Source organism: Caballeronia catudaia (assembly GCF_001544755.2).
GTDB classification, from domain to species: Bacteria; Pseudomonadota; Gammaproteobacteria; order Burkholderiales; family Burkholderiaceae; genus Caballeronia; species Caballeronia catudaia.
Map to the genome: position 1 here is coordinate 1 of NZ_FCOF02000057.1, position 25,577 is coordinate 25,577.

At 62.9% G+C, this 25,577-nt stretch carries 19 protein-coding genes and 4 pseudogenes; 17 read left to right on the forward strand and 6 right to left on the reverse strand.

The features are described 5' to 3' along the window. The 9 genes and pseudogenes from AWB75_RS32405 to AWB75_RS32445 all read left to right on the forward strand — a co-directional run. Window positions 1-1,108, forward strand: a 1,108-nt coding sequence (locus tag AWB75_RS32405; protein WP_327220276.1) for a biotin/lipoyl-containing protein, incomplete at its 5' end; no start/stop codon positions are given. After that, window positions 1,108-2,064 (forward strand): hydroxymethylglutaryl-CoA lyase, encoded by a 957-nt coding sequence (locus AWB75_RS32410; RefSeq protein WP_061128112.1) that lies wholly within the window; start codon window positions 1,108-1,110, stop codon window positions 2,062-2,064. The genes AWB75_RS32405 and AWB75_RS32410, both read left to right, overlap by 1 nt. 28 nt (window positions 2,065-2,092) lie before the next feature. Then, on the forward strand, window positions 2,093-2,887 hold the full coding sequence (locus AWB75_RS32415; protein ID WP_061128090.1) for an enoyl-CoA hydratase/isomerase family protein: 795 nt from the start codon (window positions 2,093-2,095) through the stop codon (window positions 2,885-2,887). 43 nt (window positions 2,888-2,930) lie between these two features. Continuing rightward, window positions 2,931-4,239: pseudogene (locus AWB75_RS32420) on the forward strand (adenosylmethionine--8-amino-7-oxononanoate transaminase). Next, a complete protein-coding gene (gene bioF / locus AWB75_RS32425; RefSeq protein ID WP_061128091.1) occupies window positions 4,236-5,426 on the forward strand; it encodes an 8-amino-7-oxononanoate synthase in 1,191 nt (396 codons plus the stop codon). The pseudogene AWB75_RS32420 and the gene bioF overlap by 4 nt, the downstream one beginning before the upstream one ends. Continuing rightward, window positions 5,423-5,919 (forward strand): annotated as a pseudogene (gene bioD / locus AWB75_RS32430) (dethiobiotin synthase); the annotation flags it as partial. The gene bioF and the pseudogene bioD, both read left to right, overlap by 4 nt. Window positions 5,920-5,977: 58 nt before the next feature. After that, window positions 5,978-6,979, forward strand: coding sequence for a biotin synthase BioB (gene bioB, locus AWB75_RS32435; protein ID WP_061128092.1), 1,002 nt, complete (start codon window positions 5,978-5,980; stop codon window positions 6,977-6,979). Window positions 6,980-7,047: 68 nt separating this feature from the next. Continuing rightward, on the forward strand, window positions 7,048-7,797 hold the full coding sequence (locus tag AWB75_RS32440; protein WP_061128093.1) for an electron transfer flavoprotein subunit beta/FixA family protein: 750 nt from the start codon (window positions 7,048-7,050) through the stop codon (window positions 7,795-7,797). A gap of 11 nt (window positions 7,798-7,808) precedes the next feature. Continuing rightward, window positions 7,809-8,753: an electron transfer flavoprotein subunit alpha/FixB family protein gene (locus tag AWB75_RS32445; RefSeq protein WP_061128094.1), complete on the forward strand. Its 945-nt coding sequence runs from the start codon at window positions 7,809-7,811 to the stop codon at window positions 8,751-8,753. Window positions 8,754-9,079: 326 nt separating this feature from the next. On the opposite strand, the pseudogene AWB75_RS39570 reads toward AWB75_RS32445, so the two are convergent. Next, window positions 9,080-9,401, reverse strand: a pseudogene (locus AWB75_RS39570) (Tn3 family transposase); the annotation flags it as partial. Window positions 9,402-9,495: 94 nt separating this feature from the next. Continuing rightward, a pseudogene (locus AWB75_RS32455) lies at window positions 9,496-9,708 on the reverse strand (transposase domain-containing protein); the annotation flags it as partial. A gap of 266 nt (window positions 9,709-9,974) precedes the next feature. Between AWB75_RS32455 and AWB75_RS32460 the strand changes: the two are divergent. Both AWB75_RS32460 and AWB75_RS32465 read left to right on the forward strand, forming a co-directional pair. Further along, entirely contained in the window at window positions 9,975-11,411 is a 1,437-nt protein-coding gene (locus tag AWB75_RS32460) for an IS5 family transposase (protein WP_061128095.1), read from the forward strand. Window positions 11,412-11,584: 173 nt separating this feature from the next. Continuing rightward, window positions 11,585-12,055: a transposase gene (locus tag AWB75_RS32465; protein WP_087087112.1), complete on the forward strand. Its 471-nt coding sequence runs from the start codon at window positions 11,585-11,587 to the stop codon at window positions 12,053-12,055. Between the two features lie 336 nt (window positions 12,056-12,391). Here AWB75_RS32465 and AWB75_RS32470 read toward each other — a convergent pair whose 3' ends face one another. The 4 genes from AWB75_RS32470 to AWB75_RS32485 are packed head-to-tail and all read right to left on the reverse strand — an operon-like array spanning window position 12,392 to window position 17,936. Beyond that, window positions 12,392-13,999 (reverse strand): hydantoinase B/oxoprolinase family protein, encoded by a 1,608-nt coding sequence (locus AWB75_RS32470; protein ID WP_061128096.1) that lies wholly within the window; start codon window positions 13,997-13,999, stop codon window positions 12,392-12,394. Window positions 14,000-14,002: 3 nt separating this feature from the next. Continuing rightward, on the reverse strand, window positions 14,003-16,150 hold the full coding sequence (locus AWB75_RS32475; protein WP_061128097.1) for a hydantoinase/oxoprolinase family protein: 2,148 nt from the start codon (window positions 16,148-16,150) through the stop codon (window positions 14,003-14,005). After that, the gene (locus AWB75_RS32480; protein ID WP_061128098.1) at window positions 16,147-16,911 is read right to left on the reverse strand and encodes an aspartate/glutamate racemase family protein; all 765 of its coding nucleotides are present in this window, start codon (window positions 16,909-16,911) and stop codon (window positions 16,147-16,149) included. Before AWB75_RS32480 ends, AWB75_RS32475 begins: the two co-directional genes overlap by 4 nt. 2 nt (window positions 16,912-16,913) lie before the next feature. After that, window positions 16,914-17,936, reverse strand: a complete 1,023-nt coding sequence (locus tag AWB75_RS32485) for an ABC transporter substrate-binding protein (protein WP_087087113.1) — start codon at window positions 17,934-17,936, stop codon at window positions 16,914-16,916. 398 nt (window positions 17,937-18,334) lie between these two features. Between AWB75_RS32485 and AWB75_RS32490 the strand changes: the two genes are divergently transcribed. From AWB75_RS32490 to AWB75_RS32515, 6 genes are all read left to right on the forward strand, one after another. Next, entirely contained in the window at window positions 18,335-19,480 is a 1,146-nt protein-coding gene (locus AWB75_RS32490) for a porin (protein WP_061128099.1), read from the forward strand. A 49-nt stretch (window positions 19,481-19,529) separates the two neighbouring features. After that, on the forward strand, window positions 19,530-21,224 hold the full coding sequence (locus AWB75_RS32495; protein WP_235012343.1) for a thiamine pyrophosphate-dependent enzyme: 1,695 nt from the start codon (window positions 19,530-19,532) through the stop codon (window positions 21,222-21,224). A 26-nt stretch (window positions 21,225-21,250) separates the two neighbouring features. After that, entirely contained in the window at window positions 21,251-22,627 is a 1,377-nt protein-coding gene (locus AWB75_RS32500) for a protoporphyrinogen/coproporphyrinogen oxidase (RefSeq protein WP_061128101.1), read from the forward strand. Window positions 22,628-22,780: 153 nt separating this feature from the next. Next, window positions 22,781-23,809, forward strand: coding sequence for an ABC transporter substrate-binding protein (locus AWB75_RS32505; RefSeq protein WP_235012344.1), 1,029 nt, complete (start codon window positions 22,781-22,783; stop codon window positions 23,807-23,809). Window positions 23,810-23,859: 50 nt separating this feature from the next. Next, window positions 23,860-24,642, forward strand: a complete 783-nt coding sequence (locus tag AWB75_RS32510; RefSeq protein ID WP_087087116.1) for an ABC transporter ATP-binding protein — start codon at window positions 23,860-23,862, stop codon at window positions 24,640-24,642. After that, entirely contained in the window at window positions 24,639-25,559 is a 921-nt protein-coding gene (locus AWB75_RS32515) for an ABC transporter permease (protein ID WP_061128104.1), read from the forward strand. The genes AWB75_RS32510 and AWB75_RS32515 overlap by 4 nt, the downstream gene beginning before the upstream one ends. Window positions 25,560-25,577 lie beyond the last annotated feature (18 nt).

The following is a 25,577-nucleotide window of genomic DNA, read 5'->3' on the forward strand; positions in this document are numbered from 1 at the left end:
GGTGACGGAGATGGTCACGGGCCTCGATCTCGTCGAATGGCAACTGCGCGTGGCGGCGGGCGAGCCGCTGCCGCTCAGGCAGGACGAACTGAAGGTGCACGGCCACGCGATCGAGGCGCGCATCTACGCGGAAAATCCGTCGCGCGGCTTTCTGCCGTCGACGGGCACGCTCAAGCACATGAGCACGCCGCACGCAGTGGAATTCACGATCGACGGCGACGTGCGCGTCGACAGCGGCGTGCGTCAGGGCGACGTGATCACGCCGTTCTACGATCCGATGATCGCGAAGCTGATTGTGCGTGGACACGACCGGCCCGACGCGCTCGTTCGGATGGCTCGTGCACTCGCAGAGTGCGAGATCGTTGGCTTACATACGAACGTCGAGTTTCTGGATCGGATTGTTAAGAGCGAGCCGTTCACGGCGGGTGATCTCGATACAGGCCTAATCGAGCGTCATCACGATGCGCTGTTCGCACCATCATCGGTGTCGCGCAAAAGTGCCATCGTGCTGGCCTGCGCGGCTTTGCTCACGCGCGAGGGAGGTGCAGCGCACGGCAATTCACCGTGGGATGCCTTGTCGCATTGGCGGATGTCGGGCGACTACAGTCAGGATTTGAATTGGCGTGCAATCGACACTGATGAAACGTTGAAAGTGGTCTTTAAGAAGGCCGGCCAGTCGGGCAACAAGCGTGTGGAGCTGAATGGGAAGAGTGAGCGCTACGACTGGTCGCACAGTGGTGACACCTCCTTTACAGTGCTGCTCGACAATCGGCTTGTCAAGGGCCACGTTTTCATTGACGGTGATGTCTTTCACGTGTTCCTCGAAGGAGCGGCGTTCGCTTTCGAATGGCAGAACCTGATGGCTCATGCTGGCGACGTCGAACAAGAAGGGCGACTCACTGCGCCGATGCCAGGGAAGGTGGTTGGAGTTCTTGTGGAGGCGGGAGCACTCGTCGAAAGAGGCGCTCCGCTGATCGTGATGGAAGCGATGAAGATGGAGCACACCATCGTCGCCCCCGCGACGGGCATCGTTGGCGAAATCCTGTTCGAAGTTGGCGACCAAGTTGCGGACGGAGCTCAGTTGCTAGTCCTGGAGATATCGAAATGATGGGCGACACAGTGGAATCTTATGGTGCCCTTAAATCCCTTCCAAAACGGGTCAAGATCGTGGAGGTTGGGCCCCGTGATGGCCTACAAGCCGAAAAGACGCAAGTCTCAACCCAGGTGAAAGTTGAACTGGTGAATCGGCTTTCGAGCGCAGGTTTCGAGAATATCGAGGTCACGTCATTCGTTTCCCCGAAGTGGGTTCCTCAAATGGGCGATGCCGCCGATGTGATGGCGTCTATAAACCGTCGTGATAGGGTGATCTACTCCGTTCTTACGCCAAATCTTCGTGGCTTGGAAGGAGCCATCGAAGGGCGTGCGGATGAGGTTGTCATTTTCGGTGCGGCAAGCGAAGCATTCTCGCAACGCAACATTAACTGTTCTATCGCAGAGTCCGTAAGTCGCTTCGTTCCCGTCGCCAAAGCTGCTAAGGAAGCGGGACTACGGTTGCGAGGAAGCATCTCATGTTGTTTCGGTTGCCCATACCAAGGCGAGGTTTCGGTCGCATCGGTACTCGATATTATTGCTCGCTTTGCGGAGCTCGGCTGTGATGAGATCGACATTGCCGATACGATCGGCGTTGGTACAGCAGGGCAGGTATCCGATGTCGTAAGAGCGGCATCAGGAGTCTTTCCAATCGAGCGCTTGTCGGGGCACTTCCACGACACCTATGGTCAGGCGCTACCGAACATTCTGGCCGCACTACAGGAAGGGATATCCATATTCCATTCCTCGGTAGCAGGCTTGGGAGGATGCCCTTATGCACGCGGGGCCACTGGAAACGTCGCGACGGAAGATGTCCTGTATATGCTCAATGGGCTGGGCATAGAGACTGGGATCGACCTGAATCAGGTAATTGCAGCGGGCGATTTTATCAGCCAGCAAATCAACAAGGCTAATGGTTCGAGAGCGGGACGAGCGCTGTTGGCTCGAACTGAAGCAATTGGATGTTCAAACTAAAAGCACAAATAGAAATTCAGGAGACAACATGAGCACCCAGTCAACTCAACGTCTAACCGCTGAGGTCAATGGGCATGTCGCCCGCGTGACATTAGACCGTCCCGAAGTTCGAAACGCCTTCGATGACACCACTATTCTTGAGCTGACTGCTGCGTTTCGTGGGCTTGACGCCGATAGCAACGTACGCGTGATTATCCTCGCCGCAAACGGTCCGGCTTTCTGTGCAGGAGCCGATTTGAACTGGATGAAGCGTATGGCAGGGTACTCGGAAGCGGAGAACCGAGCCGATGCGCTCAACCTTGCGACGATGCTCAACACCATCCACGCAAGCCGCAAGCCAGTCATCGCCCGCATACAGGGCGACGCCTACGCAGGAGGAACGGGGCTCGTCGCTGCTTGCGATATCGCAGTGAGTGTAGCTTCGGCCAACTTTTGCCTCTCCGAGGCGAGACTCGGTCTGATGCCGGCAACGATTGCGCCGTACGTCATTCGTGCGATGGGAGCCCGAGCGGCTCACCGGTACTTCGTGAGTGCCGAAAAATTCGACGCAGCTGAGGCCTTGCGAATCGGATTCGTTCATCAAGTTGTGAGCTCCGACCAGCTGGATGAGAGCGTTGACGCGATAGCGAAAGCCATCGTGGCGAACAGTCCAAACGCTGTGAGCGAATGTAAGCGACTGGTTTCGGATTTTGCTCACCGCGAAATCGATGATGATCTTGTCGCTGATACAGCAGACCGGATTGCCCGAATTCGCGCCTCGGAAGAAGGAAGAGAAGGCGTTCGCAGCTTTCTCGAGAAGAGAAAGCCGTCCTGGCTCGTCTGAGATTTGCGGCCCGCAGTACATATTCGGGCCTGGGAGGTGTGCTTTGAAAGCTGAAGCCAATCAAGACCGGGTGGTACGCTCGCTTGCAGCGGTGTGGCACCCGTGCACCCAAATGAAACATCACGAGCACGTGCCACTCGTGCCGATTGCGCGAGGCAAGGGCGCATGGCTCTACGATCCAGAAGGGAATCGCTATCTCGATGCGATCAGTTCGTGGTGGGTCAATCTTTTCGGTCACGCGAACGACGACATCAACCGCGCGCTGATGGACCAGCTCGACACGCTCGAACACGCGATGCATGCGGGCTGCACGCACGCGCCGGCCGTCGAACTGGCGGAGCGTCTTTCAGCGCTCACGCGGCGCACGCTCGGTCATGCGTTTTTCGCGTCGGACGGTGCGTCGGCGGTCGAAATCGCGCTGAAGATGAGCTTTCACTTCTGGCGCAATCGCGGCCATGCGGAAAAGCGCGAGTTCGCGTGCCTCGCGAACAGCTACCACGGCGAAACCCTCGGCGCGCTCGGCGTGACCGATGTCGTCCTCTTCAAAGACGCCTACGATGCGTTGATTCGTCACGCGCATGTCGTCGCATCGCCGGCGGCGGTCGGCGTCGATGACGCCATCGCCGCGATGCGCGCGTTGTTCGAGGAGCGCGCATCGAATCTCGCGGCGGTGATCGTCGAGCCGCTCGTGCAATGCGCGGCCGGCATGTTGATGTACGACGCGTCGTATCTCACACGATTGCGCGCGTTGTGCGACGAATTCGCCGTGCATCTGATCGCTGATGAAATCGCGGTCGGGTGCGGGCGCACCGGTACTTTTTTCGCGTGCGAGCAGGCGGGCATCTGGCCGGATTTCATTTGCTTGTCGAAGGGCATCAGCGGCGGTTACCTGCCGCTTTCGATCGTCCTTACACGCGACGAAATTTACGCCGCCTTCTACGACGACGACGTGACGCGTGGCTTCCTGCACTCGCATTGGTACACAGGCAATCCGCTCGCGTGCCGCGCCGCGCTCGCGACGCTCGATCTGTTCGACAGCGCCAACGTGCTCGCCGAAAACCGGCGCAAGTCCGCGTTGCTGCGCGAAGCCTTGCAGCCGCTTTTCGATGCATGCGCGCGTGCGCAATCTGCGCAGCAGCGGAACGATCTTCGCGCTCGATGTCGACATCGACGACAAAACCTTCTCGCGCCGCTTCTTCGCCAAAGCGATGCAGCGCGAATTGCTGATGCGCCCCATCGGCACGACGATCTACATGATGCCACCGTACATTCTCTCCGACGACGAGCTCGCGCTGCTCGCAGAGCGCACGCGGGACACGCTCGACGCCACGCTTGCGGAGGCCGTCGCATGAGCACGACATCGCAAGCGTTGTACGAAACGCTGAAACAAGGTCTCGCTGATATCGACGCGCGCGGCCTGCGCCGACGCCGCAAAACCATCGATGGCGCGTGCTCCGCGCATTTGACCGTCGATGGCCGCGCGATCGTCGGCTTCGCGAGCAACGACTATCTCGGCCTCACCGCGCACGAAGCGATCCGCGCGGCGCTCGCGGAAGGCGCTTCGCTGTATGGCGCGGGCAGCGGCGGCTCGCATCTGCTCGGCGGCCATTCGCGCGCGCACGCGCGGCTCGAGGACGATCTCGCCGCGTTCTCGGGCGGCTTCGTCGACAACCCGCGCGCGTTGTACTTCAGCACCGGCTACATGGCGAACCTCGCGGTCGTGACCGCGCTCGCCGGACGCGGCACGCTCGTGTACTCGGACGCGCCGAACCACGCGTCGCTGATCGACGGCGTGCGGCTTTCGCGGGCTGAAACGCAGATCTATCCGCACGCCGACATGGACGCGCTCGACGCAATGCTCGACGCCTCGCGCGACCAGGCCGCGACGAAGCTCATCGTCACCGACACGGTGTTCAGCATGGACGGCGATATCGCGCCGCTCGCGCGTCTGGTCGAACTCGCGGAGAAATACGGCGCGTGGCTGATCGTCGACGACGCGCACGGTTTCGGTGTGCTCGGCCCGCAAGGGCGCGGCGCGCTGGCGCACTACGCGCTGCGTTCGCCGCATCTCGTCTATGTCGGCAAGCTCGGCAAGGCGGCGGGCGTCTCTGGCGCGTTCGTTGCGGCGGATGTAACCGTCGTCGAATGGCTAATTCAGCGCGCGCGTCCGTATATTTTCACGACAGCGTCGGCGCCCGCGGTCGCGCATGCGGTATCGAAGAGCATCGAAATCATTGCGGGTGATGAAGGCGACCAAAGGCGCGCGCATCTCGCCTCGCTCATCGAAACCACGCGCGCGATGCTGAAGAAAACGCGTTGGATGCCCGTCGATTCGCATACCGCCGTGCAGCCGCTCGTGATCGGCGGCAACGACGAGACCCTAGAAATCGCCGCCGCGCTCGACAAGCACGGCCTCTGGGTGCCCGCGATTCGTCCGCCGACGGTGCCGCAAAACACATCGCGCCTGCGCATCTCGCTTTCTGGCGCGCACAGCCAGGACGATCTCGCGCGCCTCGATTACGCATTGGATACGCTATGACCGCTTTATCCCTGTTCGTCGCCCGCACCATACGGAAATCGGCAAGACGCTCGTCTGTTGCGCGCTGCTGCACGGCTTCGCGCGCGCGGGCCTGCGCGCCGCCGCGATGAAACCGATCGCGTCGGGCGCGGTGGAGCGCGACGGCGTGCTGCACAACGAAGACGCCGATCAGCTCGACGCCGCCGCGAGCGCCGCGCTGCCGAACGAGATTCGCACGCCGTTCATGATGCGCGAACCGGTCGCGCCGCATATCGCCGCCGCGCGCGAGGGCGTCACGCTCGATATCGCTCGCATCGTCGACACGCATCGCATGGCATCGACAAAGGCGGATGTCGTCGTCGTGGAAGGCGTCGGCGGCTTTCGCGTGCCGCTCGACGACTCGCACGACACCGCCGATCTCGCGCTCGCGCTGAACCTGCCGGTAGTGCTCGTCGTCGGCATGCGGCTCGGCTGCTTGATCCCACATCTCGCGCCTTCCGATGCCGCGCGCGCTGCACATCATCTCGATATCGGCCTTCTGACAGGCCAGCTTCATCAAAAGGATTGAATCCATGAAACAGCAAATCACCGCTGAGGCTCCCGCCCAGCCCACGCCGCAGCCGATGCAGCGCTGGCGCGTCGCCGATGTCGTCGCGCTGTACGAGCTTCCGTTCAACGATTTGCTGTATCGCGCGCAAACCGCGCATCGCGAGCATTTCGACCCGAACGCGGTGCAGCTTTCCACGCTGCTCTCGATCAAGACGGGCGGCTGCGAGGAAGACTGCGCGTATTGTCCGCAGTCGGTGCATCACGAGACCGGCCTCAAAGCCGAAAAGCTGATGGACGTCGACACGGTGCTGAAGGCGGCCGAAGTCGCGAAGTCTAACGGCGCAACGCGCTTCTGCATGGGCGCGGCGTGGCGCAATCCGAAGGATCGTCATCTGGAGCCGATCAAGGACATGATCCGCGGCGTCAAGGCGATGGGCCTCGAAACCTGCATGACGCTCGGCATGCTGGAAGCGCATCAGGCGCAAGGTCTGCGCGATGCCGGTCTCGATTACTACAACCACAATCTCGATACGTCGCCGGAGTTCTACGGCCAGATCATCTCGACGCGTACGTATCAGGACCGCCTCGATACGCTCGAACACGTACGCGACGCGGGCATCAACGTGTGCTGCGGCGGGATCGTCGGCATGGGCGAATCGCGGCGCGAGCGCGCTGGGCTGATCTCGCAGCTCGCGAACATGGAGCCGTATCCGGAATCGGTGCCGATCAACAATCTCGTGCAGGTGGCGGGCACGCCGCTCACGGGCGTCGATGCACTCGATCCGTTCGAGTTCGTGCGCACGATCGCGGTCGCGCGCATCACGATGCCCAAGGCGATGGTGCGGCTCTCCGCCGGACGCGAGCAGATGGACGAAGCGCTGCAGGCGCTGTGCTTCGCGGCGGGCGCGAACTCGATCTTCTACGGCGACCAACTTCTGACGACAAGCAATCCGCAGGCGGAAGCGGACAAGCAGCTCCTTTCGCGCTTGGGGATTCGTGCACACACGACTAAACCGGCGCACTGACACGCCTACTTGAGAGCGCATTTGGGACCGCTTGGCGGTTTATGGAAAAACAGGAGAAACGTCTAACTATGAAGATTTTGGTGCCAGTCAAGCGCGTGGTCGACTACAACGTGAAGGTCCGGGTGAAATCGGATAACACAGGCGTCGATATCGCCAATGTGAAGATGTCGATGAACCCGTTCGACGAGATCGCCGTGGAAGAAGCGGTGCGTCTGAGGGAAGCGGGCGTTGCTACGGAAGTGATCGCGGTTTCTTGCGGTGTGAGGCAATGTCAGGAGACGTTGCGCACGGCGCTGGCCATCGGCGCGGATCGCGCGATTCTCGTCGAATCCGCAGATGAACTGCAGCCGCTGGCGGTGGCGAAGATTTTGAAGGCGCTGGCCGATCAGGAGAAGCCGGAACTCGTGATTCTCGGCAAGCAGGCGATCGACGACGATTCGAACCAGACCGGTCAGATGCTCGCCGCATTGGCGAGTCTGCCGCAGGCGACCTTCGCATCGAAGGTCGTGATTGCCGATGGCAAGGCCACGGTTTCGCGTGAAGTCGATGGCGGTGCGGAAACGCTGTCGCTCACGCTGCCTGCAGTCGTCACGACCGATCTTCGCCTGAACGAGCCGCGCTATGTAACGCTGCCGAACATCATGAAGGCGAAGAAGAAACCATTGACTACGGTGAAGCCCGCTGATCTGGGTGTCGATGTCGCGCCACGCCTGAAAACGCTGAAAGTCACCGAGCCGTCAAAGCGCTCCGCTGGCGTGAAGGTGCCGGACGTGAAGACGCTGGTCGAGAAGCTGAAATTCGAAGCCAAAGTGCTGTAAAGGAGGAGATCATGGCGATTCTTGTCATTGCTGAACATAACAATTCGTCGATTAAAGCCAGCACGCTGAACACAATGGCAGCTGCGGCGGTCATTTCGACGTTCGGGCATCAGGACATCCACGTGCTGGTTGCGGGCCACAACGCAACGGAGGCGGCGGACGAGGCGGCTAAGATTGCAGGTGTGTCGAAGGTGCTGCTCGCCGACGCGGTGCAACTGGCTGAAGGTCTTGCGGAAAACGTCGAAAAGACAGTAGTGAACATCGCGAAGGGCTACTCGCACATCCTCGCGCCCGCAACCGCGTTCGGCAAGAACATCGCACCGCGTATTGCCGCGACGCTCGATGTCGCGCAGATCAGCGATATCACGGGGGTTGATACTGCCGACACGTTCGAGCGCCCAATCTATGCGGGCAACGCAATCGCGATCGTGCAATCGGTCGATCCCATCAAGGTCATCACCGTTCGTGCGACGGGCTTCGATCCGGTTGCCGCCGAAGGCGGTGGCGCTTTGGTCGAGAAGATCGAAGCCGCGGCAGACGCGGGTATCTCGCAGTTCGTGAGCCGCGAATTGACGAAGCTGGATCGCCCCGAGTTGACGAGTGCCCAAACCATCGTGTCCGGCGGTCGTGGCCTCGGCAGCGGCGAGAATTACGCGCAGGTGCTCGAACCGCTTGCAGACAAGTTGGGCGCGGCGCTGGGAGCATCACGTGCGGCGGTGGATGCGGGCTATGCGCCGAACGATTTCCAAGTCGGGCAGACGGGCAAGATCGTCGCGCCGCAGTTGTATGTCGCGGTCGGTATCTCGGGTGCGATTCAACATCTTGCGGGCATGAAGGACTCGAAGGTCATCGTCGCCATTAACAAAGACGCCGAAGCACCGATTTTCAGCGTGGCGGACTATGGACTGGTCGACGATCTATTCAGCGCAGTTCCTCGGCTTGTCGAGGCGCTCTAATGAATTAGACATAGGGGGCGAAGATGCAGACTCCAAAGCTTCAATTCAACACGACTAGGCTTGGGGAAGGTGCACGAACGCAAGCCGCCAATCGCGCGAACCAGGAGGATGCGGATTTGTGGCGCTGGTTCTGCTTGGCTTACCAAGAGGGCCGTATTCGATGGTGCAAGTCGAGTCAGGGATGGTTAGTAAGCGTCGATCATAAGCACTTAGCAACCGAACAAGATTTCGACGTTGCCATTAGACAAGCGCGATCAAGATTAATGGCGGGCAAGCGTTACAAACCGAAAGTGTGGGACTAAGCCGCCGCGTTCTGACGGGATCCTTGCGGGGTAAATCGATTCATGGAACTGACTGCGGGCGTGGCTGGCAATCCGGGTGGGCGTCGTGACGGGCGGTAGTTCGTAGCGGTGCCTAACAAGCGCCTCCAGCATCACGTTGACGATGTCAGGCAATTCCGCTTTGGTCTGCGCCGCGTGGACGGCGATAACGGGCAGCCGTGTGCGGGCTGTGCTGTCGACTGGGAGAATTCGGACGAATTCGAGAAGGACTTTTCTATTGCCGGGATTTGCCACCCGAGCGATTGTAGCGCGCGAGGGTTGCTCGCGGCAGCGGACGGACCATGTACATCGAATTGCATGGGTAATCGCGTCGTCCGTTACAAGCTCATTGCGTAGGCGACTTACCAAGGCCGTTCGCACAAGCCCCGCGCGACGGGGCATGATGGCATCGAGAGGATCGGCTAATTAGCTTGTGGGGGCGTGGCCGGTGCGAGCAGCTTTTCAGCCACTCGCCAAGGCAAGAGCTCGTCGATGGCAGAGATTCTGTGGTCAGCGATTCTTGCCAACACATAGTGTAGGTAAGCGCGCGGATCGATGTCATTGAGGGTGCATGTGCCAATCAATGAGTACATCGCCGCAGCACGTTCACCGCCGCTGTCGGAGCCCGCAAATAAAAGTTCTTGCGTCAATGCACATAATTGCATTGGAGGAATAATGCGCAGCCGCAATTTATGCGGAGTTTGCGTCGTACGGCTCGTCACGCGCGCCAGTGCGACGCGCCTTGCAGGGATCTGTGGCGTGCAGCAAACTGCACATAAAAAGTCGGTCCCGCAGAATGGCGCGAAGCCAGGCGCCGCGTGCGAATAGGTGCAAATAGAGGGTTGCGGAACTCCCAGTTTCGATATGGAATTGGCCAATCTTCTGGGAGTGAGAAACGCCGATGAGCACACCAGACTTCTTCCGCAGCCGCCTGGACGCGATGATCGATATACGACATCCGCTGGCGGTCTTGGCGAACCGGATGCCATGGACGTCGATTGAGGCGACGTTGACACCGATCTTTGAGCGACGTGCTCGCGAAGGCCGGATAAGCGCGGAGATTGATCTGTTTGGCACGGCGTCCAAACTGGCCGGTGCGGGCCTCAGCGCTGCCGGACGTCCACGCCTGTCGATCCGGCTGATGGTCGGGCTGCTCTACCTGAAGCATGCGTACAACGAAAGCGATGAATCGGTTTGTGAGCGCTGGGCACAAGACGTGTACTTCCAGTTTTTCTGCGGCGAGGAGTATTTTCAGCCACGCATGCCGTGCGATCCGACCAACCTGGTGCGCTTTCGGCAGGCGCTAGGCGAAGCCGGTGTCGAGGAGTTGCTCGCGACGACAATAGCAGCGGCCGTACAAATGAGAGCAGTGAGGCCGGCCGAGTTCGAGCGCGTGATTATCGATACGACGGTGCAGCAGAAAGCGATTGCCCATCCGACTGACAGCCGTTTGCTGGAGATTGCGCGAGGCAAACTCGCAAGGCTCGCGCAACGTGCCGGATTGACACTGAAGCAAACCTACCAGCGAGAGGGGAAACAATTGCGTCGCCGCGCTGGTGGCTATGCGCATGCGAAACAGTTCAAGCGATTGCGCAGGGTGCTCAAGCGTCAGCGCACGATACTCGGACGATTGCTGCGTGACATCGAGAGAAAGTTAGCGAACGCATCCACTGAGCAACAGACGTCCTTGAGCATCTGGCTTGAGCGCGCCTGGCGTATCTGCCGCCAGCGTGCGAAGGATAAGCACAAGCTCTATGCGCTTCACGCGCCAGAAGTGGAGTGCATCTCGAAAGGCAAGGCTCGCCAGCCGTATGAGTTTGGCGTCAAGGTGAGTCTCGCAATCACGGAGAAGCAAGGCCTCATTGTCGGTGCACGCTCGTTTGTGGGCAACCCTTATGACGGGCATACCCTGTCCGGACAACTTGAACAAACGTCCATCTTGCTTCAGGATCTGCCGGGCGTGTCAAAGCCGAAGACCGTGCTGGCGGACCTCGGGTATCACGGTGTGGATGCCGATCTCGCGCCGGTACAGTTAATTCACCGAGGTAAACACAAGTCGCTAAGCAGTACACAACGACGATGGTTAAAACGTCGCCAAGCGATAGAACCGATAATCGGACACGTGAAGCAGGACCATGGCATGCAGCGTTGCTGGCTCAAAGGACAAACCGGGGACGCGTTACATGCGGTGTTGTGCGCGGTGGGCTATAACCTACGCTGGTTGTTGCGTGCCATTGTCCGTCTGGGGCTTGGCCCCCTATTGCTTGCACTTGCGTGGCTGCGCTGCCTGCCGGAGATATGGCAGGAAACCTTGCCCGAATCTCCCGCAACTGCCTGAGTCGGCGGAGTGCGCAGGAACCCCGTCGACCGCAGGAAAGCGTCCGCGATGGAAATCGAATTTTGCAGGTCGGACTAAAAAGGATGCTTTCCTGTTTGGGTGTATGCGTCTCACGTCGGCCGTTCTGCGGGCACCAGTGAACGGGGGTAATTTGGTTCCCACCAAATGTTTTAATGGGAACCAAAGTGGCCGAGATTGTGGATAGCAAATGCGAGGCACCGGGCAAGCGCCCCAACTTTGCGCGTGAATTCAAACGACAACTGGTCGAACAGACGCTCGAGCCCGGGGCGTCTGTATCGCTGGTCGCGCGTCGCAATGACATAAACACCAACTTGCTGTTCAGATGGCGTCGCCAGTATCTTCAGGGTGCGTTTGGGGCGCCGCGTCCGGGACCTGCCAGACAGGAACCCGATGGTGACGTTGCATCGTTACTTCCAGTCAGCATTGTCCCGGAAGCCGAGGCACTGTTCGCCGTCCCGAATCGATACGACGGGACAGTGCACAGTCTCCTGAAAACCGCACCTGTTGACAACAGCCCGCGGCCGTCGTGGTACAAAGCGTCCAGCGGGGATGCTGGTCCCGCTCGCGCAGGAGAAGAAGTCTCTCAGGCACCGCTGCTGCTATGTACGCGGAAGTGCCCTTGAGCCATCGCGCTTAAACGAGCCCGATGGCTTTTTTTTGCGGAGAGAACCGCTACGCTACCGCTGGTCGTACAGCGAGTCCTCTGTGGCGAGTGCTACCGCAAGTGAACAGTAGAAGCGAGCCGGTACATAACCATACTTTTGTGTGTTAGAACAATAGATAGCCGATCAGGTCGCAAACGAGGGCTACCATAAACGGTAGTGCCCACATTCGCCCATATTCATGAACCGTAAGCCGTACAATGAAGGGTGGGTAGGTCGCGTCTTCAGGTTCTCGCCTCCATTCGTCGAAGGCTCAGTGCGGTGTTTCCGGGGCCCCGCATGCGTTTTTCCAATGGCCTAATCGCAGGTTTCAGCAGGCGCGCCGTGGCCGCCGCCACCCGGCACGTCGAGCCGCAGATGCGCCTGCGCGGGAATGGTCTGCAGGCCCATCGACGAGAGCGGCGTGCCGTCCGCAAGACCGACCCAGCCGCACCGGCCGGGCCCACCGCCATCACGGCCGCGCGCGGGTCGCTGGACGCGGTCGTACATCCCGAAGAACTGGAACGGCGCGCCGTTGATGGTGCCGATCTCGATACGCTGTCCCGACCCGCCGCGCCAGCGGCCCGTGCCGCCCGAATCATCGAGCAGTTCCTTTTTCCAGATCACGATCGGGTTGCCTGCCTCGATCACCTCGCATGAGATCGCCTTGATGCCGCTTGGGAAGGCGGTCGCCGAGAGCCCGTCCGCACCCATTCGAGCGCCGGAGCCGCCGCTGTTGAAGAAAAGCGTCTCGAACGCGGGCGTCGCGTGCTCGGGCGTGCCGGCGAGTGCGCTGACCTGCGGACCGCCGCGCAACTGGGCGCCCCACACGCACGATGCGCCTTCTGCCGGTACCCTTTCGGGCATCACGGCGGCAAGGCAGCCGAACACGACGTCGGGCAAGAATTGCCCGATGATATGCCGCGCGCTCACAGGCCACGGATGCTGCACGTTGAGGATCGACCCCACGGGCGCGTCGATGTCGAACGGCTGGAGCGAGCCGGCGTTGTTCGGGATCTCGGGTGCGATCGCCGCGCGCAACGCGTAGAGCGTATAGGCGCGGGTGTAGTTCAATACGAGGTTGATGCCGCGCGCGCTTGCGCTTGACGACCCGGCGTAGTCGACGCCCAGCCGGTCGCCGTCGATGGTCAGTTCCGCGACGAGATTGACGGGTGTGGCGTAACCGTCGATCTGCATCGCGTAGGAATACCGCCCGTTGGGCAGCAAGGCGATCGCCGCTCGCGTTGCGCGCAGGGAGCGCTCGATGATGACGTCCGCGAGCGCCTGGAAGTCGTCGATGCCGTATTCGCCGAGGGTATCAACGAGTCGCTTACCGCTTACCGAATTCGCGGTCACGTACGAGAGCAGGTCGCCCACCACTTGATCCGGCTGGCGCACATTGGCGCGCACGATGTCCAGCAGATCGTGGTTGGGCGCGCCCGCGCGCATCAGCCGCATGATCGGAATGAACAGGCCTTCTTCGTAGACCGACTGCCCGTCCGGTCCTTGTCCGAGTCCGCCGACATCGACCTGGTGGCACGTGCAGGCGAAAAACGCGATCAGTTCGCCCTTCGCGAACACGGGCGAGACGACCGTCACATCGTGCAGATGGCCCGAGGAGAGCCACGGGTCGTTCGTGATGAAATGATCGTCCCCGCCGATAGAGCCGGCCGGGAAGCGCTCGACGAAGTGGCGCACGGCCGCCGCCATCGAATTGACGTGACCCGGGGTGCCCGTCACGGCCTGCGCGACAAGCCGGCCGCGCGCATCAAAGATGCCCGCGGACAAGTCGCCAGCCTCGCGCACGGTCGGACTGAAGGCGGTGCGCATGAGCAGCCGCGCCTGTTCCTCCACGGTCGAGATGAGGCGGTTCCAGACGATCTGCAACGTGACGACGTCGACGTCGTCTCCTCGTCGGATGGACATGGCTTATACCTCTATGCTGGAAGCGAGCGGCCTGCGCTCGAGGAGAATGTCGGCGTTGTGGAGCACACGGATCTCGAAAGCCGGCGGCACGACGATGGTCGTTTCCTCGTCCACGACGATCATTGGTCCGGTCAGGCTCACGTCCATCGCGAGCGCGTTGCGCGCGACCACCGCAAAGTCCGCACGCTGGCGGCTCGCCTGATCGAGCACCTTCCGGGTCTCGACAATTCGCGACGACACGACAGTGGCCGGCGCGTCTTGCGCCCGGCGCGCACCGCGGGTCGCGGGGGGCGCTTCATGACCGGTCACCGTGACGGTCCAGCCGAGCGCCTCGACACCCGCACCTTCGATGGAGCGGCCATAGCGCTTCACGTATTCATTGACGAAGGCGGCCGACAGGCGCCGGCCACCGTCCTCGTCGAACGGGACGTCCGCGAGCGGTACGCGCAACTCGTGGCCTTGTCCCTTGTAGCGGACGAACGCGTGCATCGTCGTCGAGCTCGGCATGTCCGGATCGAGCGCGCCCAGCGCAGCGCGGCCGCGCGCGGTCAGCTCGGCGAGCAGCGCGTTCACCGCAGATGCATCGAAGCGCTCGAGGTCCTGATGCAGGCTCTGCGTGGTTTCAAACGCGAGCGCCGCGTGCAGGAAGCCGAGCGCCGAGCCAACGCCCGCCTGAGCCGGAATCAGCACACGGTCGATCTGCAGTTTGTCCGCGAGGCGCGCCGCGTGCAAGGGCGCCGAGCCGCCGAACGCGATCAGCGTGCGACCCGCGACGCCGCGGCCCGTATCGACCGCATGTTCGCGCACGGCCTGCGCCATCGCTTCATCGGCGATCTCTGCGACGGCGTAAGCGGCTTCGTCGGTATCGATACGCAGGGGCTGCGCGATCTGCGCGTCGAGCGCTCGCGAGGCTGTTGCGGCATCCAGGGCGATCGTGCCCGCGGCGAAGTATTCGGGGCTGAGGCGGCCCGCGTGTAGATGGACGTCAGTGAGCGTGACGCGCTTGCCGCCCAACCCATAGCACACAGGGCCGGGCTGCGCGCCCGCGCTTTCCGGACCCACAGCGACGCGGCCCAGATCGTCGACGCGCGCGATCGAACCTCCCCCCGCGCCGATCTCCGAGAGCTCGATCACGGGAATGCGCAGCGGAATGCCGCTGCCCGCCTTAAAGCGATAGAACAGCGAGACTTCGAGGGAGCGCGCGGTCTGAGGCTCGCCTCCGTCTATGAAGCATAGCTTCGCCGTGGTTCCGCCGATATCCACCGACAGCACCTGATCGAGGCCATGTTCCCGCGCAAGGCGAGCGGCGAGCAGGGCGCCGCCGGCCGGTCCCGACTCCAGCAGTCGCACCGGATAGCGGCATGCAGTCGCGACGTCGCACAGGCCGCCGTTTGACAGCATCATCAGGAGCGGCGCGCGCACGCCGAGTGCATCGAGGCCTGCGCGCAACCGGTCCAGATAGCCGCGAATCAATGGCCTCACGTAGGCATTCACGCAAGTCGTCGAGAAGCGTTCGAACTCGCGCATTTCTGGCGAGACATCGGACGAGAGGCTGATGTCGAGCGAGGGCAACATGCGCGCGATGATCTCCGCCGCCTGCTGTTCGTGCGCGGGGTTCACATAGCTGTGCAGGAAGCCGATGGCCAGACTTCGGGTGCCGCTTTCGCCGATCTGCCGGGCCTGAGCCTGCAGCATCGGGCGATCGAGCGGCAGCAGCACATCGCCATGAGCGCTCATGCGCTCCGTGACCGCGAAGCGCAGTGAGCGTGGCACGAGCGGGTCGGCCTTGCGCAACATCAGATCGTACTGGTCGCAGCGGCTTTCCGTGCCCATTTCGATGACGTCGCGAAAGCCCTCGGTCGTGAGTAGCGCGGTCCGAGCGCCCCGTCGTTCCAGCAGTGCGTTGGTGGCCAGCGTCGTGCCGTGCATCACGGCGTCGAGCGAGCCCGGCGCCACGTCCGCCTTCGCAAGTAGCGCCGCGAGGCCGTCGAGCACGCCTCGTTCGGGCGCCTGCGGTGTCGTGAGTAGCTTATGGGTGATCCTGCGCTCACCGGTTTCGAGCACCAGATCGGTGAAGGTGCCGCCGATGTCGATGCCGACGCGGCAGCGCGTGCGCCTGTGAGCAGCAAGGTCGCGGAATGCGTTCCTCAAATCTTCAACTCCGTAGGCTGTTGATGGATACGCGGACGCAGACCCGCGTGGAGCCACTCGACTAGGCTCACGATGTCATATACCGGTACACCGAAGCGCGCGGCGATGAGCGCCGAATACGGCGCGAAATTCGCGCATTCGCTGACGATCGCGCCGACGTCCCGATGCTCGTCGATGAGTCGCCCGGCACAGTCGAGGATGTCCTCGGCCTGCTCATCGAAGCTCACCTGCGCCGCGTTCGTGAGGTTGTTCTGGAAGAAGCGCGATGCTTCAGGCAGGCCCGCGACCGGCAGATCGTGCGGCGCGTGCGCCGCGAGCAGATGCGCGGCGGTGAGCGCCGAGCGCTTCGCCGTCAGCACGCCCACTCGCTGGCCGGGGCGCAGAAGGCTCGCGGCCAGCGGAATCTGCAGCAGGCTCGACGTCGCCACGGGAACGGCGCACCGCGCGGCAAGCGCTTCCTGGAACAGGACGAGAAAGCCGCAGCTCGTCGTGATGGCGTCCACGCCAAGCCGTGCGAGTCCGTTCGCCGCGTCGACGAAGCGCTCGAGCAGCGGCGCGGCGGCCTCGCTGTCACCGGCCGCGGCGGCCATCGCCTGCGGTCCGGTCACGCCCTCCACCAGCGCGTACTGCACGGGGAAGGGCCACGTCGCGCCGTGTCCGATGTCGCCGGGCAGGCGCATGAATCCCGTATCAAGCATCAGGATACCGATGCTCACGCCATGGATCGTACGTGCCCGCCGCGCGGGAGAGTTCGCACGCATGGTCAGTTGATGAAGCAGTTGCAATCATTGAGCGACGGTGCGATCGGAAGGTTCAGCGCCTTCATCTTCGCGCGATTGATGATCGCCACGTAGTCGTCCTGCTGCGGCCGATAGATCGCAAGCTCAGAAGGCTTCGTGCCATGCAGCATCTTCACGGCAAGCTCGGCGGCGTGCGCGCCCTGCGACTCGTAGGAGGGCGCATAGGCGACCGCGACGATGTCGCCCTTCTTGATCATCTCGTGCTCGGCGCTGATGATCGGCACCTTCATGCGATCCGTCACCGACGCGACCGCCGGCAGCGACGACTGCACGAGATTCGAGCCGATCGCATAGAAAAAGCCGACGCCCTTCATGGTGGCCGTGCGCTGCGGAACGTCCACGGTCGAATCCACGGAAGTCGCGATCATGTCGAGCCCGGCCTTGCTCGCGGCTGTCCTGAGGCTCGCGATCGCGGCGACGTCGTTGACTTCGCCTGCGTTATACAGCACGCCGAACGAGCTCGCCTTCGGGAACACCTTCCTGGCGAATGCGAGCACCGCGTCGTAGTCCGTGACGCTCGCCGTGCCGGTGATGCGGTCGCTGCCATGCGCCCAGTCGGGCACGAGACCCGCGGCGACCGGATTGGTCACCTGCGTGAAGACGAGCGGCACCGAGCGGTTCGACACGTTGCGCACCGAGGCCTGCGCGACGGGCGTCGTCACGGTGAGAATCACGGCGGGATGCTTCGCGACAATCTGCGCGAGCGTCTGCGGTATCAGGCCCGGCGTGAAGTTCGCGTCGCTGTAGACGTACTCGGCGTTCTTGCCGTCGACGTAACCCTGCTTGGTCATCTCCTCCTTGAAACCCGCGATCGTGCGGGAGAGCGCGGGATGCGGCCCGAAGTTCGCGATGCCGATCACCGTCGTGGCCTGGGCGGCCGCGCCGCTCGCATGAATGAGCGCCGCGGCCGCGGCGAGCGCAGGCAGTTTGCGCAAGAGCGACGAGAGACATGCGGCGATGCCGAATTGAGGAACGAGTGGACGCATGGAGTGGAACCTGAAGTGGACGGGAGCGCTCGGTTGACGCCCATTGTGTAAAGAAGCGGCGCGCGCGGGCAGACCGACGACCCAAACAAGTCCGATTGCCTATTTATTTGGGCGTCTCCCCTCGATTCGCTGCCCATGCCGCTGCTCAGCCGCACATGAACCGCGCGATGTCGGGCCTCAGCGCGGCGGAACATGCGGGTTTGCCCGCATGCGCTCGTGGCGCCCGCTAGTCATCCGATCCTCAATTGGAGGATTTCGGTTCTAACTTTTTTGACCCGATTGTCGGCCGGCGTGCCGGTTTTTAATCTCCGGATCTGGCGCTCGCATCCATGCGCCGCTTCACCGCACTCGAGACCAGGTTCGACTCCACATCATCACCGCCTACACGGGATAAAAGCATGAAACGAATTTGCCCTGCGATGCTGCTGCTTACATTGGCCACCGCCGCACACGCCCAGACATCATCGTCGAGCAGCGTTACGCTGTACGGCGTCGTGATGGAAGGCCTCATCTACACAAACAACTCACTGAAGGGCCCGTCGGTTTCGACGGCCAACGGACCGAGCCGCTGGGGTTTCAAAGGCGTGGAAGATCTGGGGGGCGGGCTGCGCACGATCTTCACGCTCGAAGGCGGCTTCAATCCGAACACCGGCACGATGTCGCAAGGCGGCCGCGAGTTCGGCCGTCAGGCGTTCGTTGGTTTGCAGTCGGACACGTTGGGCACGCTCACCTTCGGGCGCCAGTACGACTTCACGCAGGACTGGCTTGCGCAGTATTCGGCGCCGTATCGCTGGAACGGCTACGCGGCGACGGTCGGCGACAACAACAACTTCAACTTCCAGTTCCGCACCAACAACGCAGTGAAGTACGTCTCGCCGAACTATCGCGGACTGCAGGCTGGGGCGATGTACAGCTTCGGCGGCGTCGCAGGCAGCTTCGGCAATCAGAGCGCAACGAGCTTCGGCCTGAACTACGCGAGCGGCCCGCTCTCGCTTTCGGCCGCGTATATGCGGATGAACCATCCGTCCGTGGCAGCGAGCGAAGGGATCTGGAACACCGCGCTCTTCCCGTCGATCTCGGCGCAGTCGCCCACCGTCTCGTATGCGCTCGCGCCGTCGAGCATGGAAATCTACGGCGGCGGCGGCTCGTATGTGCTCGGACAAACCACCCTCAGCCTAGTCATCACCCACAGCCGCTACGACGACCTGGGCGTCGCGCAACTGGGCCTCACGCACGGCCGCGCGGGCTACACGAACATCGAAGCGAACGTGAGCCACTATTTCACGCCGGCCTTCCAGTCGGCGTTCGACTACGTCTACACGCTCGGCAAGGTGCAACCGACCGATTTCTCGCCGAAGTATCATCAGTTTGTGCTGGTCAACAACTACTTCCTGTCCAAGCGCACGGCGCTCTACGTCGACGCGATCTTCCAGCTCGCCGCGGGCGACGCGCAGCACGCGAACATCGAATATGCAAGCAGCGGCGGCGCGTCCACGAGCAAGCGTCAGCTCGCGGTGACGGCGGGCATCTTCCATCGCTTCTGAGCGAACGCATTGCGGGCGGCCGGCGCCGCCCATTCACGAGGATGGTCAAGTGCTAAATAACATGTTGCCGACGCCGCGCGAAAGCCGCAGCGGCGCGGCGATCCTGGCCGATACGCTGCGCCAGTTCGAAGTGTCCGTCGTCACCTTCATTCCGGGCGAGGGCATTCTGGAGCTCGTCGACGAACTCGCAGTGCGCGCGCCGTCGATTCGCCTGGCGAGCTTTCGTCACGAAGCCGGTATGACATTCGCGGCGCAGGCCATCGGGCAATTAAGCGGCCAGCCAGGCGTCTGTCTGGCGGCGCGCGCGCCTGGTGCGCTCAACGCGACGCTCGCGGTGCATACCGCGCATACCGACAGCGCGCCGCTGGTGATGATCGTCGGGCAGGCCGCCATGGGCGCCGCGGAGCGCGAAGCGATGCTCGGCGTCAGCCATTTCCATCAGGTGTTCGGCCCGCTCGCCAAGTGGGTCGGACTGATCGAATCGGCGGCGCGCATTCCTGAAATGCTCTCGCGTGCCTGGCACGTCGCGATGTCGGGGCGTCGCGGGCCCGTCGTGCTGGTTCTGCCCGAGGACGTCTCGCGCGAGCTGGCCGAGGTCGCCGATCTGCCGCGTCCGTCGCCGTCGGCCGCCGCCCCCGCCGCACCCGACCTCGCGCACTTCAGAGCCCTGATTGCGGCGGCACAGAGGCCGCTCATGATCATCGGGGGCACCGGCTGGCAAAACGACTCGCTGCTCGCCCTGACCGAGCTCGCCGACACGCACGGCGTGCCGCTCGCGACGACCTACCGCCGCCGCGACCTGATCGATCATGCGCATCCGAACTTCGTCGGCGAAATCGGGCTGGGTATCGACCGCGCACTCGCTACACGCATCGTCCAGGCCGATCTCGTGATCGTACTGAACGGGCGACTCGGCGAACTGAACACCGTCGGCGCGGGCGCCTTCAGCGGCTTCACGCTCTGGACGCCGCCGCGCCAGTCGAACGTGCTGGTGCACATCCACGCGGAGCCGGCGGAGCTCAACGGCGTCTATTGCGCGGACCTCGCGATCCCTGCCGATCCGAACGCGTTCGTCGAGGCCTGGGCCGATGCTGCCGCCCGGAATCCGGAGTCCGACGCGCCCAATGCCGAGCGCGCTGCGTGGCTCACCGCGGCGCGCGCGGAGCGCCTTGCTTTCGCCAGCACAGGGAGTTGCCCCGGTCCGCTCGATCTGCGCGTGGTCTACGCCACGCTCGACGCCGCGCTGCCCGACGATGCCCTCGTCGCCTCGGGTGCGGGTGCCTATGCAATGTGGCCCCAGCGCTATTTGCGGCATCGCCGGCCAGGCACGCAATTGGGGCCGAAGAGCGGAGCGATGGGCTACGGGCTGGCCGCGGCGATCGGCGCGGCGCTCCTCGCACCAGCCCGGCGGGTGGTTGCCGTGGCGGGCGACGGCTGCTTCATGATGCACGCCGAGGAGCTGGAAACCGCCGTGCGGCTCGGAATCGATCTGCTCGTGATCGTGGTGAACAACCGCTCGTATGGCGCGATCGACAGCGCCCAGCGCCGCCAGTTCGGCCGCACCACCGGCACAGCGCTCGGCGCGATCGATTTCGCTGCGTTCGCGCGCGCGTTGGGCGCGCACGGCGAGAGCGTCGAGACGACCGACGCGTTCACGCCCGCGCTTCATCGTGCGATGGACGCAAGCGGTGTCTCCCTGATCGAACTGCGCGTGCCCTCCGACGTGACCAAGCCTGTCGGCTAAACGTATTCAAGTTTCGAATTCAAACGATGAGCCATCCTCTTTCCGATCAACACGTCGCGGTCGTCGGCGCGGGCATCGCCGGGCTGACGGCGGCCCACCGTCTGCAACAAGCCGGTGTGCGCGTGACGGTCTTCGATGCACAGCCGGTCGTCGGCGGACGTATGGGAGATCGCCGCGAAGGCGATCTCGTGTTCAACAGCGGCGCGCGACTCGTGTATCCGTTCGGCCAGGCGTTCAACCGGCTTGTCGCGGAGCTGTCGCTCGATGATGCGCTGGTGCCGCTGCACCGGCTGAGCGCGCAATGCATCGGCCCCGGCGGCGAGCACACCATCGAACTGATGCCCTCGCCGCGCTCGCTCGCTACGCCAGGTCTCGCCGCCGGCGAACGCCTGCGACTTGTCACGCACGCGCTTTCGATGCGCCGCCTGAAGTCGCGCGTCGACCCCGACTGGGCGACGAGCGCGCTTGTTGCCGATCCTCGGCTCGATCGCATCACGCTCGCCGAGTACATCCGCGAGACCCTCGGGCCAAACGTGCTGGCGCGAATGGTCGAACCGGTGTTTCGGGCGACGCGAAGCTTTAACCCCGAGACGCTCTCGGCGCTCTTCTATGCATCGACGGTGCCACACATGATCGGCGAGACCACCGTGCATACCTTGAAGGGCGGCATGGGCCGGGTCTGTCAAGCGCTCGCCGCGCAACTGACCGTACGCACCGCAACGCCCGTGCGCACCATCCAGCGCGGCGCCACGGGCGACGGTGTCGACCTGACGCTCGCCAACGGCGAACACGTGAATGCCGACTACGCCGTGTGTGCGGTGGAAGGCTCGCTTGCGAAGTCACTCGTCCAAGCGCCGACGAGCGCCGAGCGCACCATGCTCGATGCCGTGCGCTACAACGCACTCGGCGTCGTGCACTATGGCTTCGCGCTGCCGCTGCCACCGAAAATGAACTTCGCGATGCGCGGTCAGCCCGGCAGGATTGCGACGTACCAACAGTTGCCCGCCGCGCCCGGCAGCGGCCGCCCGCTTAACCAGATCTATTGCCAGCTCACGCCAGAAGCCGCCGACGAAGCTGCGCGACGCGGCCTCGAAAACGAGCTGGACGTGCTGGTGCGCGAAGAGCTGCGCGCGCGTATTCCCGATTTCGACCGGCATGTGGTCGCGGTGGCGAACCAGTGGATCCCGCGCAAGCTGCCGGTGTTCTCGCCGGGATATGGCGCGCGCGTGGCGAATTTCTTGGCTTGGCAGGAAGACTACCGGCAAGGCGGCGGGAGCCCGATCGTGTACTGCGGCGACTGGCTCTCGCAGGCGCTCCTGACAGGCGCGTGCGCGAGCGGGGAGCGAGCCGCGAAGATACTTGTTGCACGTATGCAGGCAGCCCTTACCTGCGCGAGCGCCTGAAACTTAGGCAAAACGCAGTGAGTTGTAGCGAAACGGCAATTGCGCGGCGCGCTTTAATGACGTGCGAACCATCAGTGATAAAACATTGCAGACCTGCCGCCGCGCCCGTAATGAAATTTCGATCGAACTTTCGGAGTCAACATGGAGATGAGCATGAACAGAAATGGGCGCGTCAGCGCGGCCTGCCGTCTGGCCTGCCGCAAGCTGTCGTCGGTGCTCGGTGCGGCCATGATAGTCGCGCTTGCATCGGCCGGCGGGCCGGTGGCAGCGCAAACGCCCTCCACGACAGTCATCGGCATCGCGAGCCTCGGACCGCATCCGTCGCTCGCGAAAACCATCGAAGGCTTTAAGCAGCAGATGGCGAAGGAAGGCTATGTAGAAGGCAAGAACACGAGCTATGTCTACAGCGACGCCAATTTCACGCAGGCGCTGATGCCGCAAATGTTTTCCCAGATCGTCGCGCAGCATCCGTCGCTGATCCTGACGGTGACGACGTCGGTCTCGCAGGTAGCGCGTTCGGCCGTCGTCGATCCGAAAACCCCGCTCATTTTCACCGAAGTCACCGACCCGGTCGCGGCCGGCCTCGTGCCGAACTGGAAGCAGGGCGGCGAGCGCTTCACCGGCTCGTCGGACCTGCAGGACTTCGATGCGGTGCTCGCGTTTGCCAAGAAAGCGTTTCCTGGAGTGAAGTCGTTCGGCACGCTCTACAACGCGGGGGAGGCGAACGACGTCGTCACGACGAAGGCGCTCGAAGCCGCCGCCCAGCGCGCGGGCCTCGCCTTCCGACCCGTCAGCGTCGACACGGTCAACGACATCACGCAGCGCGCGCAGCTGCTCAAGGGCGTGGGCTTCGTCTATATCACCGGCTCGAATCTCGTGCAGTCCGCGATTCCCGCGGTGGCCGCGAGCATGCAGCGCCTGAAGATTCCCGTGCTCAGTTCAGAGACCGAAGCGATCAAGAAGGGCATGGCCACGGCGTCCTATGCGGTTTCGCTGGAGTCGGTGGGCGCGAACGCCGCGAAGCTCGCGGGACGTGTGCTGAAGGGCGAGAAGACATCGGCGCTGGCGCCCGCGATGCCCATGGCCGGGGACTACGTGATGTCGATCAGCAAAAGCCAATTTCAGGCGCTGGGCCTCAAGGTGCCTGTCGAATTCGAGGATTGCAAGTGCTTTATCAACTAAGCGGCCGCCGTGCGGCGAAGGTCACCACGATGCGCGAGCGCCCCATACTCATGCTGTTGGCAGAGAAGATCTGCAAGACGTTTCACCCGGGCACCGTCGACGAGCGTATCGCTCTATCGGACGTTTCGTTAAAACTGCACGCCGGCGACTTCGCCGTCGTCGTAGGCGGCAACGGCGCGGGTAAATCGACGTTCCTCAATTTGCTGGCAGGTGAGGTGACGGCGGACAGCGGCACCATCACCGTCGGTGGCAGTGACGTGACGGCGCTGCCCACGCACCGGCGCGCGCGGCACATCGCACGTGTGTTTCAGGACCCATCGGTCGGCACCGCTGCGGCGCTGAGTCTAGAAGAAAACCTCGCGGTGGCGAATCGGCGCGGGCACAAGCGCTCGTTCAGCCTCGGGCTCACGCAGTCTTTGTCCGAGGAGTTGCGGGCGCGCATCGCGTCGTTCGATCTCGGGCTGGAGAAGCGCATGAAGACCAAGGCGTCGCTGCTCTCGGGCGGCCAGCGCCAGGCGCTCTCGCTGCTGATGGCGGTGCTGCAGCGTCCCGAGCTGCTGCTCCTCGACGAGCACACGGCCGCTCTCGATCCTCGAACGGCCGCCATCGTTATGCGGGTGACCGAGCAGGTCGTGCGTGAGGCGAGTCTCACCACGCTGATGGTCACGCACAACATGCAGCATGCCATCGATTACGGCAACCGGCTCATCATGATGCGCGACGGTCGCATCGTTGGCGATCTATCGGGCGACGCGAAACGCGCGATGACGATCGAGAAACTGGTGGCGACCTTCAATGACGAGCCGGCAACGGCACTTACGGTGAACTCATGAACTTTTTGAGCGGCTTCCTCGATCTGGTGCCTGTGGGATTGATGCAGGGCCTGACCTATGCGCTGATCGCCATCGCGATCATGATCCCTTTTCGGATCCTCAGTTTTGCGGACATGACGGGAGAGGGTGCGTTTCCCTTCGGCGCATGCGTCTGCGCCAAGTTTCTGATGCTTGGACTGAACCCGGTCATGGCGCTGCTCGGCGGCGCCCTCGCCGGCTTCATCGCGGGACTCGCCACGGGCTACATTCACGAGAAGGCGAAAATCAACACGCTCCTGTGCGGCATTCTGGTGCTGTCGATGCTCTATTCCATCGATATTCGCGTGATGGGACAGCCGAACGCCGCGCTCTTCGCATTCCCGAGCGTGTTCTCGTGGCTGCCCGGCGACGCCGGCGGCTACCTCCCGCGCATCGTGATGCTGGGGGCGATCGACGTGGCGATCGCCGCGTGCGTGCTCTGGTTCCTGGGCACCGAGCACGGCCTCGCGATGCGCGCGATCGGCTCGAGCGCGTCAATGGCGAAGGCGCAAGGCATCAACGTGAAGGTCTATACGCTGATCGGCCTCGGCCTCGCGAATCTATTCGCCGCGCTGGGCGGCGCCATGCTTGCGCAGAATCAGGGCTTCTCCGACGTGAACATGGGCTTCGGCGTCCTCGTGAACGGGCTGGCGGCGTTGCTGCTCGGCGAGGCCGTGATCGGCAATCGCTCGATGACGCGGCAGGTGATTGCGCCCGTGCTCGGCTCGATCATCTACTTCCAGTTGATATCGGCGGTGCTCGCACTCGGCTTCCAGCCGTCGGATCTCAAGCTCGTCACGGCGCTCTTCGTGCTCGTCACGTTGCTGTCCATGGCGAAGCGCAAAAAGCGTGGCGCCGCGCGCAAGAAGATGGAGCCTGTGGGTTCGGCCAGTAGTTGAGGCGATGCCTCACACCAT

What these genes read in the sequence shown, in the direction of transcription:
- AWB75_RS32465 (WP_087087112.1), top strand. Translation starts at nt 11,585, where the DNA reads ATGGGAACCAAAGTGGCCGAGATTGTGGATAGCAAATGCGAGGCACCG.
- AWB75_RS32515 (WP_061128104.1), top strand. Translation starts at nt 24,639, where the DNA reads ATGAACTTTTTGAGCGGCTTCCTCGATCTGGTGCCTGTGGGATTGATG.
- AWB75_RS32410 (WP_061128112.1), top strand. Translation starts at nt 1,108, where the DNA reads ATGGGCGACACAGTGGAATCTTATGGTGCCCTTAAATCCCTTCCAAAA.
- AWB75_RS32490 (WP_061128099.1), top strand. Translation starts at nt 18,335, where the DNA reads ATGAAACGAATTTGCCCTGCGATGCTGCTGCTTACATTGGCCACCGCC.
- AWB75_RS32505 (WP_235012344.1), top strand. Translation starts at nt 22,781, where the DNA reads ATGAACAGAAATGGGCGCGTCAGCGCGGCCTGCCGTCTGGCCTGCCGC.
- AWB75_RS32415 (WP_061128090.1), top strand. Translation starts at nt 2,093, where the DNA reads ATGAGCACCCAGTCAACTCAACGTCTAACCGCTGAGGTCAATGGGCAT.
- AWB75_RS32445 (WP_061128094.1), top strand. Translation starts at nt 7,809, where the DNA reads ATGGCGATTCTTGTCATTGCTGAACATAACAATTCGTCGATTAAAGCC.
- AWB75_RS32500 (WP_061128101.1), top strand. Translation starts at nt 21,251, where the DNA reads ATGAGCCATCCTCTTTCCGATCAACACGTCGCGGTCGTCGGCGCGGGC.
- AWB75_RS32440 (WP_061128093.1), top strand. Translation starts at nt 7,048, where the DNA reads ATGAAGATTTTGGTGCCAGTCAAGCGCGTGGTCGACTACAACGTGAAG.
- bioB (WP_061128092.1), top strand. Translation starts at nt 5,978, where the DNA reads ATGAAACAGCAAATCACCGCTGAGGCTCCCGCCCAGCCCACGCCGCAG.
- AWB75_RS32480 (WP_061128098.1), bottom strand. Translation starts at nt 16,911, where the DNA reads ATGCGTGCGAACTCTCCCGCGCGGCGGGCACGTACGATCCATGGCGTG.
- AWB75_RS32510 (WP_087087116.1), top strand. Translation starts at nt 23,860, where the DNA reads ATGCTGTTGGCAGAGAAGATCTGCAAGACGTTTCACCCGGGCACCGTC.
- AWB75_RS32460 (WP_061128095.1), top strand. Translation starts at nt 9,975, where the DNA reads ATGAGCACACCAGACTTCTTCCGCAGCCGCCTGGACGCGATGATCGAT.
- bioF (WP_061128091.1), top strand. Translation starts at nt 4,236, where the DNA reads ATGAGCACGACATCGCAAGCGTTGTACGAAACGCTGAAACAAGGTCTC.
- AWB75_RS32485 (WP_087087113.1), bottom strand. Translation starts at nt 17,936, where the DNA reads ATGCGTCCACTCGTTCCTCAATTCGGCATCGCCGCATGTCTCTCGTCG.
- AWB75_RS32470 (WP_061128096.1), bottom strand. Translation starts at nt 13,999, where the DNA reads ATGTCCATCCGACGAGGAGACGACGTCGACGTCGTCACGTTGCAGATC.